This window comes from Nonomuraea sp. NPDC050547 (assembly GCF_044457345.1).
Taxonomy (GTDB): Bacteria; Actinomycetota; Actinomycetes; order Streptosporangiales; family Streptosporangiaceae; genus Nonomuraea.
This window is the reverse complement of the sequence record NZ_JBITGW010000006.1, coordinates 277,726-289,891: the sequence shown is the minus strand read 5'-3', so window position 1 is coordinate 289,891 and position 12,166 is coordinate 277,726. Positions and strand designations below refer to the sequence as shown.

The 12,166-nt window shown below is 71.9% G+C and carries 11 protein-coding genes; 5 read left to right on the top strand and 6 right to left on the bottom strand.

Features of this window, described 5'->3' with window-relative positions:
* Positions 1-13: 13 nt before the first annotated feature.
* Genes ACIBHY_RS17640 through ACIBHY_RS17630 form a run of 3 tightly spaced genes read right to left on the bottom strand, consistent with a single transcriptional unit; the run spans position 14 to position 3,299 of the window.
* Entirely contained in the window at positions 14-613 is a 600-nt protein-coding gene (locus tag ACIBHY_RS17640; RefSeq protein WP_397242245.1) for a TetR/AcrR family transcriptional regulator, read from the bottom strand.
* 14 nt (positions 614-627) lie between these two features.
* Positions 628-1,956 (bottom strand): sensor histidine kinase, encoded by a 1,329-nt coding sequence (locus tag ACIBHY_RS17635; RefSeq protein WP_397307198.1) that lies wholly within the window; start codon positions 1,954-1,956, stop codon positions 628-630.
* Between the two features lie 35 nt (positions 1,957-1,991).
* Positions 1,992-3,299 carry a sensor histidine kinase gene (locus ACIBHY_RS17630; RefSeq protein ID WP_397242249.1) on the bottom strand — a complete coding sequence of 436 codons (1,308 nt, stop codon included), beginning with the start codon at positions 3,297-3,299 and terminating at the stop codon, positions 1,992-1,994.
* 192 nt (positions 3,300-3,491) lie between these two features.
* Here ACIBHY_RS17630 and ACIBHY_RS17625 point away from each other — a divergent pair, with 192 nt between their 5' ends.
* The 3 genes from ACIBHY_RS17625 to ACIBHY_RS17615 are packed head-to-tail and all read left to right on the top strand — an operon-like array spanning position 3,492 to position 7,059.
* Positions 3,492-4,628 carry an acyl-CoA dehydrogenase family protein gene (locus ACIBHY_RS17625; RefSeq protein ID WP_397307197.1) on the top strand — a complete coding sequence of 379 codons (1,137 nt, stop codon included), beginning with the start codon at positions 3,492-3,494 and terminating at the stop codon, positions 4,626-4,628.
* Positions 4,625-5,611: an acyl-CoA dehydrogenase family protein gene (locus ACIBHY_RS17620; protein ID WP_397307196.1), complete on the top strand. Its 987-nt coding sequence runs from the start codon at positions 4,625-4,627 to the stop codon at positions 5,609-5,611. The genes ACIBHY_RS17625 and ACIBHY_RS17620 overlap by 4 nt, the downstream gene beginning before the upstream one ends.
* A complete protein-coding gene (locus ACIBHY_RS17615) occupies positions 5,611-7,059 on the top strand; it encodes an AMP-binding protein (protein ID WP_397242255.1) in 1,449 nt (482 codons plus the stop codon). Before ACIBHY_RS17620 ends, ACIBHY_RS17615 begins: the two co-directional genes overlap by 1 nt.
* Here the strand turns inward: ACIBHY_RS17615 and ACIBHY_RS17610 are convergent, their stop codons facing one another.
* Together ACIBHY_RS17610 and ACIBHY_RS17605 are read right to left on the bottom strand one after the other, a co-directional pair.
* Positions 7,060-8,022 carry a carboxymuconolactone decarboxylase family protein gene (locus tag ACIBHY_RS17610; protein WP_397307195.1) on the bottom strand — a complete coding sequence of 321 codons (963 nt, stop codon included), beginning with the start codon at positions 8,020-8,022 and terminating at the stop codon, positions 7,060-7,062.
* A gap of 2 nt (positions 8,023-8,024) precedes the next feature.
* On the bottom strand, positions 8,025-9,239 hold the full coding sequence (locus ACIBHY_RS17605) for an FAD-binding oxidoreductase (protein WP_397307194.1): 1,215 nt from the start codon (positions 9,237-9,239) through the stop codon (positions 8,025-8,027).
* Positions 9,240-9,361: 122 nt separating this feature from the next.
* Here ACIBHY_RS17605 and ACIBHY_RS17600 point away from each other — a divergent pair, with 122 nt between their 5' ends.
* Together ACIBHY_RS17600 and ACIBHY_RS17595 are read left to right on the top strand one after the other, a co-directional pair.
* A complete protein-coding gene (locus tag ACIBHY_RS17600) occupies positions 9,362-10,420 on the top strand; it encodes a sensor histidine kinase (RefSeq protein ID WP_397242261.1) in 1,059 nt (352 codons plus the stop codon).
* Positions 10,417-11,076 (top strand): response regulator, encoded by a 660-nt coding sequence (locus ACIBHY_RS17595; RefSeq protein WP_397242263.1) that lies wholly within the window; start codon positions 10,417-10,419, stop codon positions 11,074-11,076. The genes ACIBHY_RS17600 and ACIBHY_RS17595 overlap by 4 nt, the downstream gene beginning before the upstream one ends.
* Here the strand turns inward: ACIBHY_RS17595 and ACIBHY_RS17590 are convergent.
* Positions 11,060-12,151 (bottom strand): C45 family autoproteolytic acyltransferase/hydolase, encoded by a 1,092-nt coding sequence (locus tag ACIBHY_RS17590; RefSeq protein WP_397307193.1) that lies wholly within the window; start codon positions 12,149-12,151, stop codon positions 11,060-11,062. The two genes, ACIBHY_RS17595 and ACIBHY_RS17590, sit on opposite strands and share 17 nt — an antisense overlap.
* Between the last annotated feature and the right edge of the window lie 15 nt (positions 12,152-12,166).

Genomic DNA, 12,166 nt, shown 5'->3' with positions numbered 1-12,166 from the left:
AGAGTGACCCGGCTCACACGTCGTCGACCGTCAGGCCCACCTCCATCGCGGCAGCCGTACGGACGAGCAGGAGGACCTTGCGGCGGGAGATGAGCTTGTCGTGCACGTGCAGCTGTACGGCGAGGCCGTCGATCATCGCGAAGATCCGCCAGCTGGAGGCCTCGGGATCGGCGCAGGTGAATTCGCCGCACTCGACCCCGGCCGCGATGATCTCCTTGAGCACGGTCCTGCCGTGCACGTCCATGCGGCGGGTGGTGGCCTCGAGCTCGGGGTTGCGCATCGACTCCGACCAGGCGTCGATCCAGATGCGCCAGCCCGCGGCCGAGGTGCCCGGCGAGCTCAGTCTGATCAGCGCGCGCAGGCGTTCCTTCGGCGGATGCGGCGAGCGCTCGATCTTGCCGATCGCGTTCAGGTGCTGCCTGGCCGCGTAGGCGAAGGCCTCGGCGATCAGCTGTTCCTTCGTCTCGAAGTGGTAGAACAGCAACGCCTGGCTCACGCCCGCCGCCCGGGCGATGTCGAGGGTCCGGGTATGCCCGAACCCACGGGCCGCAATCACCTCGCAGGCCGTCTTGAGGAGATCCTCACGTCGTAATCGGCTGAAACCCCGTGTCACAGCCGAGAACTCTATTACCCTCGGTAACCATCAGCGAGTGGGATCCGCAGGACAAACCGGGCACCGTGGGTCGAATCCTCGATCGTGAGCGTCCCGTCGTGGCTCGTGGCGATCTCCCGGGCGATCGGCAGACCCAGTCCCGTACCGCCCGCGTCGCGGTTGCGGGAGGCGTCCAACCGGGTGAAACGCCGGAAAACCACCTCGCGCTGATCGGGCGCGATGCCGTCCCCGTCGTCCATCACCTCCAGGACGGCCTGCCCGCCTTCTGCCCGAACCGTGATCGTTATCGACTCGTCGGCATGCCGCTCGGCGTTGTCGACGAGATTCGTCAGCAGGCGGGCCAGCCGTACCCGGTCGCCCAGGACCGTCGCGCCCGGCTCCAGCGAGGTCGCCACCTGCTTCGACCTGGGCCGCCCCGACTCGGCCGCCACCAGCTCGCCCAGGTCCACCCGCTCCGTACGGCCCGGCGCCCCCGCCTCCAGCCTGGCCAGCGTGAGCAGGTCGCCGACGATGGCCTGCAGCCGGTCCAGGCTGGCCAGCACCTCCCTGGCCGTCTGCGGCCAGTCGGTCTCGTCCGGGTAGAGCAGCGCCTGCTCGACCTGGGCGCGCATGGCGGTGATCGGGCTGCGCAGGTCGTGGGAGGCGTCGGAGGCGAACCTGCGCTGCTGCTCCACCGCCGCCTCCAGCCGGTCGAGGGTGTCGTTGACGGTCCTGGCCAGGTCGTCCAGCTCGTCGCGGCGCGGCGAGCGCGGCACCCGGCGCCCCAGGTCGGTCGCGGTGATCTCGGCCAGCTCGGTCTTGATGTCCTTGACCGGCCGCAGGGCGTTGCCGACCGCCGCCCACGCCACCACCGAGCTGGGCACGGTGAGCACGAGCGCGCCGGCCAGCAGGCCGAGCGCGTAGAGCGGGCTGATGTACCACGGGATGTCGGGGCCGAAGGCGTAGGACATCCAGTAGTTGCCGTCCACGCTGACGCGGAAGCCCACGGTGGTCAGGCAGGGGTTGCCGGGCAACAGCCTGGTGCAGGTGGTGGCCGACACCCGGCCGTCGTCCTCGGTGGGCTTCAGGTTGGTCAGCGGCGGCAGGCCGAGGAGCCGCTCGCTGGCCTGCCGTACCTTCGACTCGTTGTCGACGACCTGCAGGGCGTCGATCTCCTCGGTGGACGTGACGGACTTGAGGTCGCCGACGGGCGCGAAGCGCTCGACGTTGAAGGCGACGCGGCGGGCCGCCTTGGCCACGCGCTCGGTGACGTAGTCGCTGATCACCACGTGGACCAGCGGCGTGACGAGAACGGCCACGACGAGGTTGAGGACGAGCGCGTTGCCCGCCGCGATCGCTGTCATCCGGCTTCTCACCGACCATCGGGTGAACACCTGGGTCACGGCTCCCTGAGCGGCAGTGAGAGCACGAACCGGGCGCCGCGCGCGGAGTCGCCGATGGTGAGCGTGCCATGGTGGCTGGTGGCGATCTCCCGGGCGATCGGCAGGCCGAGTCCGGTGCCTCCGGCGTCGCGGTTGCGGGAGGCGTCCAGCCGGGTGAAGCGCCGGAAGACGATGTCGCGCTGGTCGTGCGAGATGCCCGCGCCGTCGTCCAGGATCTCCAGTACGGCCCGGCGGTCCTGCTCGCGCACGGTGATGGTGATGGTGTGGTCGGCGTGCCGCTCGGCGTTGTCGATGAGGTTGGTCAGCAGGCGGGCGAGCCGCAGCCGGTCGCCGGTGACCACCACGCCCGGGTCGAGGGAGGTGACGACCTTCTTGACCCTCGGCCGGATGGTCTCGGAAATGACGAGGTCGGCCAGGTCCACCGGCTCCTTGGCCCCGGAGGCGCCGGCGTCGAGCTTGGCCAGCGTCAGCAGGTCGGTGACGATGGCCTGCAGCCGGTCCAGGCTGCCGACGATCGCCTCGGCGGTGCGCGGCCAGTCGGCGCTGTCGGGGTAGAGCAGCGCCTCCTCGACCTGGGCGCGCATGGCGGTGATCGGGCTGCGCAGGTCGTGGGAGGCGTCGGAGGCGAACCTGCGCTGCTGCTCGACGGCGGTCTGCAGCCGGTCCAGCGTCTCGTTGGCGGTGAGGGCGAGGGCGCGGATCTCGTCGTGCGTGATCGGCACCGGTACCCGCTGGCCGAGGTCGGTGGCGGTGATGTCGGACAGCTTGGAGCGGATGGCGTCCACCGGGGCCAGCGTGTTGGCCACGACCTTCCACGTGCCGAACGCCACCAGCACGGTCAGCGCGATCGAGATGCCGATGAGGAAGGCGAGCACGCTCAGGTGCACGTACCAGGGCACGACGGGGCCGACCGTGTAGACGTACCAGTCGCCGTCCGGCTCGTACACCCGGAAGGTCGACACCACCATGCACTGGCCGGGGTAGGCGTACAGGTCGCACTCCACGCTGATGTTGGCGGAGTTGTCCGCCGTGGGCGTGGTATCGGAGACGCGCGGCCTGCCCTTGAGGTTGGGCGAGGAGGCGACCACCTTCCCGTCGCTGTTGAGCACCTGCAGGGCGCCGCCGGGCTCGGGCGCCATGGTGGACGGCAGCGTGCCGCGCTTGATCAGGTGGACCACGCGCAGCGCGGCCCCGACGACCTCGTTGGCCCGGTACTCCTCGGCCGTCTCCCTGATGGCGACCAGCACGAACGTGTTGACCACGAGGCACAGCAAAGCGATGGTGAAGCTCGCGAAGAGCGTCAACCTTCCCCGTACCGAACCCCGAAAGCGCGCTATCACGTCCTCCCCCGTGATCAGGTGATCACACTAGGTGCCCTCATCTCTAATCAACGGAGATTCATCGATAAATCCGGACAAAACGACGCCAGAGCAATGCTCTATGAATGCGACTTCGGGCTAGTTAGAGTAAGTGAGCACTGATGCCAAGGAGACGATGTGAACCTTGATGAGTATCGGCGCGAGGCCCGTGCCTGGCTGGCGGAGAACGCCCGGGAGGACGATCCGAAGGCCTTCATGGCCAGGCTCCACGACGCCGGATACTCCGGCATCACCTGGCCGGAGCAGTGGGGCGGCCAGGGCCTGACCCAGGCGGAGGAACGCGCCTTCGCCGCCGAGGCCCGCCACCACAACCTGCCCACCTACATCTTCTCGATCGGCTTGGGCATGTGCGGCCCGACCATCCTCGACCGGGGCAGCGACGAGCAGCGCGCCCGCTTCCTGCGCCCGCTGCTGCGCGGCGAGCACGTATGGTGCCAGCTCTTCTCCGAGCCCGGCGCCGGCAGCGACGTGGCCAGCCTCCAGACCAAGGCCGAGCGCGACGGCGACGGCTGGGTCGTCAACGGCCAGAAGGTCTGGACCTCGGTGGCCCAGCACGCCGACTGGGGCCTGCTGCTGGCCAGGACCGACGTGGACGTGCCCAAGCACAAGGGCCTGACCATGTTCGCCGTCGACATGCACCACCCCGGCGTCACCGTCAAGCCGCTCAAGGACATGACCGGCCACGCCAGGTTCAACGAGATCTTCTTCGACGACGTGACGATCCCGGACGCCGACCGCATCGGCGAGGTCAACGACGGCTGGGGCGTCGCCGTCACCACCCTCCTGCACGAGCGTCTGTCGATCTCCGCCGGCGTCGGCATGAGCGGCCAGCGCGACAACCCCGTCTCCTTCGAGGCCCTGCGCGACAAGCTCGACACCGGCGACCCCTACGTCCGTGACCAGCTCGTCGAGCTGCACATCCGCTCCCGCGCGCTGTCGCTGTTCAACCAGCGCCTGTCGCAGGAGACCAGGGCCGGCGTCTTCCCCGGCGCCCGCGGCAGCGCCGCCAAACTGCTGCTGGCCGAGCTGACCATGTTCCAGGCCGACCTCGCCACCTCCCTCGCCGGGCCCGACGCGGTCACCGACGACGGCCTGTCCCAGGCGATCGCGCTGGCGCCCGCGCTCGCCCTCGGCGGCGGCACCAACGAGATCATGCGCAACATCGTCGGCGACCGGGTGCTCGGGCTGCCGCCGGAGCCGCGCGTGGACAAGACCGTGCCGTTCAAGGACCTGAAGGTGGGGACCCAGTCGTGAAGCTCGTGCTCAGCCAGGAGCAGCAGGACCTGCGCGCCGCCGTACGGTCCTTCCTCGCCGCCGCCTCCCCGCTCGCCCAGGTTCGCCGCGACATGGAGTCGACCGACGGGTACTCTCGCGAGGTCTACGCGCGCCTTTCCGGCGAGCTCGGGCTCACCGGCCTCATCGTCCCCGAGGAGTACGGCGGAGCCGGCGCCGGCCACGCCGAGCTCGCGGTCGTCCTGGAGGAGACCGGCGCCGCCCTGCTGCCCGGTCCCTTCCTGGCCACCACGTTCGCCGCCATCGCGCTGACCAGGGTGGGCGACAAGGAACTGCTGCCCGGCATCGCCGACGGCAGCCTCGTCGCCACCTACGCGGCCGACCCCGGCCACGTGCCCAACGGCATGGAGGCCGGCCTCATCCTGCTGGACGTCGGGGGTGAGCTGCGGGCCGTACCGGCTGAGGAGGCGACCAGGCAGCCGCTGGAGACGCTCGACCTCACGCGGCGCCAGGCGCGGGTCACCGCGCCGCCCGGCAGGCTCGTCACCGACGACCCCGAGACGCTGGCCACCATCCGCGACCTGCAGGCCGTCGCCCTCGCCGCTGAGCAGCTCGGCGTGATCAGGGCCGCGCTCGAAGCCATCGTCGCCTACGCCAAGGTCCGGGTCGCCTTCGGCCGCTACATCGGTTCCTACCAGGGCGTGAAGCACAAGCTGGCCGACATGCACGGCAAGCTCGAACAGGCCGAGTCGATCGTCCGCTACGCCGCCTGGGCCGGCGACGAGTCGCCCGCCGACCTGCCCGAGGCCGCCGCGCTCGCCCAGGCCTACGTCGGCCGGGCCTGCTTCGAGGTGGCCCGCGACCATCTGCTGCTGCACGGCGGCATCGGCTTCACCTGGGAGCACGACGCCCACCTGTACTACAAGCGCGCCAAGGCCGACGAGGTCCTGCTCGGCCCGCCCCGCCGCCACCGCACCCGTCTCGCCGAGCTGCTGGAGCTGTGATGGACCTCAGCCAGACCCCGGGCTTCTACGCCTTCGCGGCGGCCGACCCCGGCCGCACCGCCGTGATCGACGTGGACGGCGCCACCACCAGTTACGGCGACCTGCTCACCCGCGTCAACCAGGTCTCCCACGGCCTGCGCGCCCGCGGCCTGGGCAACGGGGACGTGGTCGCCGGCATCCTGCGCAACGGCGTCGACGCGGTCGTCATGCTCATGGCCACCGGCCAGATCGGGCTCTACTACGTGCCGATCAACTGGCACCTGACCGAGCCCGAGGTCGACTACATCATCCAGGACTGCGACGCCAAGGTCGTGGTGACCGGCCCCGCGGACGTGGCGAGCCTGGCCGAGGGCCGCCCCGGCACCGCCCCGGAGGACCGCACCTCGGGCGCCGTCATGTGGTACACCTCCGGTACCACCGGCTTCCCCAAAGGCGTGCAGCGCCCGCTGCCCGGCGCGGAGCCGGAGGCGATCGTCCCGCTGTACGTCTGGTTCCTGGGCGAGGTGTGCGACCTGCGGCCGGGCGACGGGGTGCACCTGGTGACCTCGCCCATGTACCACTCCGCGCCGTGCGCCCACAGCCAGTTCGCCCTCCACCTCGGCCACACCGTCGTCATCGCCCCGCGCTTCGAGCCGGAGCCGATCCTGGCCCTCGTCGAGCAGTACCGGGTCACCAACGCGATGATGGTGCCGACCATGTTCCACCGGATGCTCCAGCTCCCGGCCGAGGTCAGGAAGCGCTACGACCTCAGCTCGCTGGGCCAGGTCATCCACACCGCCGCCGCCTGCCCGGTCGCCGTCAAGCAGGGCATACTCGACTGGTGGGGGCCGGTCCTCTACGAGTACTACGGCTCGACCGAGTCCACGATCGCCTTCTCCGTCAAGCCGCACGACTGGCTGGCCCGCCCCGGCACGGTCGGCCGCCCCGCCCCCACGTTCGAGGCCAAGATCCTCGACGAGGAGGGCGAGGAGCTCCCGCCGGGCGAGCCCGGCATGATCTACGTCAAGTCGAGCCTCGGCTCGTTCGAGTACCGCAAGGACCCGGCCAAGACCGCCGCCAGCATGCGCGGCGAGTGGTACGCCCCCGGCGACATCGGCTACGTCGACGAGGACGGCTTCCTGTTCCTGTGCGACCGCCGCACCGACCTCATCGTCTCCGGCGGCGTCAACATCTACCCCGCCGAGATCGAGGCGGCGATCCTGGAGCACCCGGCCGTGGCCGACGTCGTGGTCATCGGCGTGCCGGACGAGGAATGGGGACACAACGTCGTCGCCCTCGTCCAGCCGCACGCCCCCATCACCGCCGACGCCCTCCTGACCCACCTGGAGCCGCGCCTGGCCCGCTTCAAGCACCCGAAGGTGATCGAGTTCCGCGAGCGGCTGCCGCGCACGCCGACCGGCAAGCTGTCCAGGAGCAAGGTCAGGGAGGAGTACCTGGCCGCCCGCTGATCAGCTCGCCGCCGCCGGGCTGAAGCTCCGCTCGGCGTGCCGTACCGCCGTCACGGCGCCGAAGGCGAGCAGCCGGACCAGGCTCTCGTCGGTGTGCGGCCACGCCGCCACGTCCCCCTCGGTGATCCGGTACGGCGCCAGCGCCGCCAGCAGGGCCAGCCGCGTGGGCGCCACCTCGGCGGCGGGCAGCCCGGACAGGGCGCCGGCCGGCCAGGAGCCGCCCATGGGCGGGTGGCCGCCGTCCCAGCGGGCCACGGCCTCGGCCACGCGCTCCGGGTACGTCAGGAGGGCGCCTCCCTGCCCGGCGACCTCGGTCAGCGCGGCGTAGGCCGTACCGGCGGGGGAGCCGTGCGCCCAGGCGGGCGCGGCGGTGCGCGGCGCGTCCAGGAGCCGCAGGCTTTCGCCCGGCGGCAGCGGCCGCCGCGCGCGCCCGGCCAGAGTACGGCCGGCCGCCCGGCGCACCAGCCGGGTCTTCTGCAGTCCTCCCGGCAGCACGTCGGGCGTGTGCAGGGCGGTGACCATGCGGTTGATGAAGTGGAAGGCCAGCGCCGTCCCCAGCAGCTCAGGCGCGTCCGGGGCGTCGCGGGTCTCGCCCATCGCCCAGGCGTACAGGGCCGCCTGGCGCGGATCGGCCGGTCTGCCACCCGCCAGCAGGGTCTCGGCCAGCGCGTGGTCGCCGGTCGCGTGCAGGAACAGGGTGTGCGCGCCCACGCAGTACGGGCACCGGTTGGCCGTCGACACGCCCAGCGCGACGACCTCCCGCTCCGTCCTGGACAGCGGCCCCGCCATCAGCGACTCCCTGAGCGTCGACCAGGTGGCGGCCAGCAGGGCGGGCACGGACGACAGGGCCATCAGGGCGGGCATGCGGGCCAGTCCCACGTCGGCGGCCTGCCGGCGGTAGACCTCGGCGACCAGGCCCGTGGCGGCTTTCGGCTCGACCGGGCTGATGTGCAGGAATCCCATGCTCACTCCGCCTCGATCAGGTGGCTCGGACGCAGCACGCCCTCCGGGTCCCAGGCCTTCTTCAGCTCGCGCAGGCGGGCGTAGCCGGCCGGGGTGAAGGCGTCGGCGGTCCTGGAGGTGTCGGTCAGGAAGTTGAGGAACGCGCCGCCGGTCGCGTGCGGGACCTCGATCGGCTCACCGGCCATCACCGAGAACGGCACGTCGCGATGCCCCGCCGGGCCGCCCGGCGCCGCCATGGCGCCGCCCCACCTGCGGATCTCGATACCGCCCACCGGCGACTCCAGGAGCGCGGCGATCAGGTCGTCGGGCAGGTCACGGACGTACTCGAAGCCGTTGCCCAGCGGCATCGGCCCGTGGGCGGGGGCCAGCACCCCCACGGCCTGCTCGTAGGGCAGCTCGGCGTACTCGCCGCTCAGCGGCTCGCTAGCCGCCGACAGCAGCGGGGCCAGCACCGACTCCGGCTCGCCCACCGCCACGACGCGCACGCCCAGCATCCGCGTGCCGTCGGGCATCCTGATGACGAAGACGGCGGCGTTGACCGTGTCCGGCTGCTCCCAGTCGCGGAAGGCGGCCAGTGTCTCGCCGGCCCGCTCGAAGGCGTGCATGGTCATGCCGGCCACCATCCGCGCCACCGGGAACAGGCGGAACTCCAGCCGGGTGACGACGCCGAAGTTGCCGCTGCCGCCGCGCAGCGCCCAGAACAGGTCGGGGTGGTGTTCCTCGTCGGCCTCCAGGATCCGGCCGTCGGCGGTGACGACCTCGGCGCCGACCACGTTGTCGGCGGCGAGGCCGTACAGGCGTGACAGCCAGCCCGCGCCGCCGCCGAGCGTGTAGCCGGTGACGCCGACCGACGGCACGCCCGCCAGCGGGGCCAGGCCGTGGGCGGCCGCCGCCGACAGCACGTCCTCCCACACCGCGCCCGGCTCCACGACCGCCACGCGGCGCACCGGGTCGACCTCCACGCCGGCCATCCGGGTGGTCTTCAGCAGCAGGCCGCCGTCGGCCGGCACCAGCGTGCCGTGGCCGGTCGCCTGCACGGTCAGGGGAAGGCCGCGTTCGCGGGCGGCCAGCAGCGCGGCCCGCACGTCCTCGGCGCCCAGCGCCTCGGCGACGACCGCGGGCCGCTGGTCGACCGCCTGGTTCCAGATCCATCGGCCGCCGTCGTAGCCGGGGTCGCCGGGCAGGTGGATCGGGCCGGAGAAGGTGTCGATTCGCATGCCATCGACGATCGCCGCCGGATCGCCGCAGGTCGTCGTACCAGCGAACGCACTTGCCTACTCTCCGGGGAGTAGCACCCCCGGACGACGCGCTGGGGCGACATATGGCGTAGTTTGCCGCCATGAGCAGGCCCGATCTCCTGATGGCGCCCGTCGTGGCGGCCGTAATGGTGGCCAACGCCGCCCTCACCGGCAAAGCAGGCCCGATCGGCTACGCGCTGCTGCTGGCCGCCGCGGCCGCCATGCACTTCCACCGGCGCGCGCCCATACCGGTGCTGGCCACGACCACCGGGCTCGCGCTCGTCTACTTCCTGACCGTCGAACCCGAGATCGCGGCGAGCGTGCCCGCCCTCATCGCCCTGACCAGCGTGGTCAGGATCCAGGCCCGGCCGTACGCGCTCGCCTCGGCGCTGACGCTCATCCTCGGCATGATCGCGGCGAACCTGCTGGCCGGTCAGCCTCCGGTGCTCGCGATCAAGGGCGGATTCCTCGTCATGGGCTGGTACGTGGCGGCCATGGCGATGGGCGTGGCGCTCCTGCAGGCCGACGAGCGGGCCGCCGAGGCCGAGCGCACCCGGGAGGAGGCCCTGCTGCGCCGGGCCGAGCAGGAGCGGCTCTACATCGCCAGGGAACTGCACGACACCCTCACCCATGCGATCTCGGTCATCAAGGTACAGGCGGGCGTGGCCGTACACCTGGCGAAGAAGCGCGGTGAGGAGGTGCCCGCGTCGCTGCTGACGATCCAGGAGGCCAGCGGCGACGCGATGCGCGAGCTGCGCGCGACGCTGGAGGCGCTGCGCGACGAGACGGTGGCGCTGGCGCGGCTGCCCGGACTGGTCGAGCGGACCAGGGCGGGCGGCCAGGACGTGCGGCTGACCGTCGGCGGCTCGCCCCGCCCGCTGCCCGAGGAGGTCGAGCAGGCCGCCTACCGGATCGTGCAGGAGGCGCTGACCAACGTCACCAAGCACGCGGGCGGCGCGGCCGCCGCCGACGTGGTCGTCAACTACGGCAGCGCCGAGCTGGTCCTGCAGGTGGACGACGACGGGCACGGCCCGTCGGCGGGCACGCCGGGGGTCGGGCTGACCGGCATGCGCGAGCGGGTCGCCGCGCTCGGCGGCACGCTGGCGGCGGGGCCGCGGCCCGAGGGCGGGTTCAGCGTGCGGGCGGAGCTGCCCGCATGATCCGCGTCCTGCTCGCCGACGACCAGAAGCTCATCAGGGCGGGCTTTCGCGCGCTGCTGGACGCCGAGGAGAACGTCGACGTCGTCGGCGAGGCGGCCAACGGGCAGGAGGCGATCGAGCTCGCGCGGGAACTCCTGCCCGACGTGGTCCTGCTCGACATCCAGATGCCGGTCATGGACGGCATCGAGGCCACCGCCGCCATCGCCGCCGACCCGAAGCTGGCCGCCGTCCACGTGGTGATCCTCACCAACTTCGGCCTCGACGAGTACGTCTTCTCCGCGCTGCGCGCGGGCGCGGCCGGGTTCCTGCTGAAGGACACCGACCCCGGCGACCTCGTGCACGCGGTCGGCGTGGTCATGCGCGGCGACGCGCTGCTGTCGCCCGGCATCACCCGCAGGCTGATCAGCGAGTTCGTGACCCGGCCGCCGCTGACGCTGCCGCCGGGGGAGGCCAACCTGCTGACCGCGCGCGAGCGCGAGGCCGTCGCGCTGGTGGCGCGCGGGCTGACCAACGCCGAGATCGCCCAGAGCATGGTGGTCAGCCCGTTCACCGCCAAGACCCACGTGAGCAGGGCCATGACGAAGCTGGGCGCGCGCGACCGCGCCCAGCTCGTGGTGTTCGCCTACGAGTCCGGCCTGGTCAGAGCGAAGGGCTGAAGACCAGCTCGGGGGAGTGGCCGCGGCCCTCGCCCAGGTAGAAGCGGACCGTCATCGTGCGTTCGGCGGTGTCGAGGAACGAGTTGTATAGCGTCCGCATCGACGGGTCCCCGGTCTGCGCCACCTCCAGCAGGCTCGCGCGCAGGTCCGCCGGGCCCATGACCGCGTCCTGGCTGCGCTCGTGCAGGGTACGCAGGCGGGCGTAGGAGGCGAAGGACCCCGGAGTGTCCTCCGGCAGCGCCTTGGGGTCGGGGTGGCGGTGCAGCAGATGGTTGGTCACGCACAGCGCGCCGTCACCGGCCTCGGTCACATGGCCGGGCGCCTCCCACACGAACGCCTGCCCCCGCGCGTCGGCGATCAGGTAGTGCAGCGGCATCCCGAAGTCGTACACGGTGGCCTCCCGCAGCGCCGCCCTGGCCTCCTCGGCCGTCTCACAAGTGTCCAGCAGGAAGCGGGGCAACTGCACCGAGTTCACGCCGGCCTGCGGGGAGAAGTCCGTGGGCGGTTCGGCGCTCTCGAAGTCGGCGATCAGCAGCACCACGGCGAGACCGGCCTCGTTGACGCCGTCCATGCAGCCGTCGAACTCCGTCATCGTCAGCACCGTGGTCGCCAGGCCGTCGGCGGGCCGGGTGGTGATCACGTGCGGGCGCGAGGCCATCGGCAGCTCGTCCGGCACCGGAGGGGTGCCCATGAGCTCGCTCGTGGTCATGGTGAAGAAGTCATAGTTGCGGCCGATCCTGCCGTGCCCGTCGGTGGCCGCCGAGGGCGGCACCCACAGCGCCGAGCAGGCCTGCGGCAGCGCGGTCAGTCCGTCGAGCGTGACCTCGTCCTGGCCGGGGTCGAGGCCGAGCGCGGCGGCGGCGCCGTTCATGCGGGCCAGATGCTGCGGCCAGTGGCGGGCGAACCACTCCCTGCGCGCCCGGTTGACCTCGGGATCGGCGGGGGCGGGCTGCCAGCCGATCCGGCGCGCCTCCTGCGCGAGTTGCCCGCCGATCTCCTCCTGGGAGCCGGAGACGGTGATGTGGCGGACGAGCTGGAAGTCGTCCCTGCTGCCTGCGACCTGCGTGATATCCATGTCCCCGACGATGCC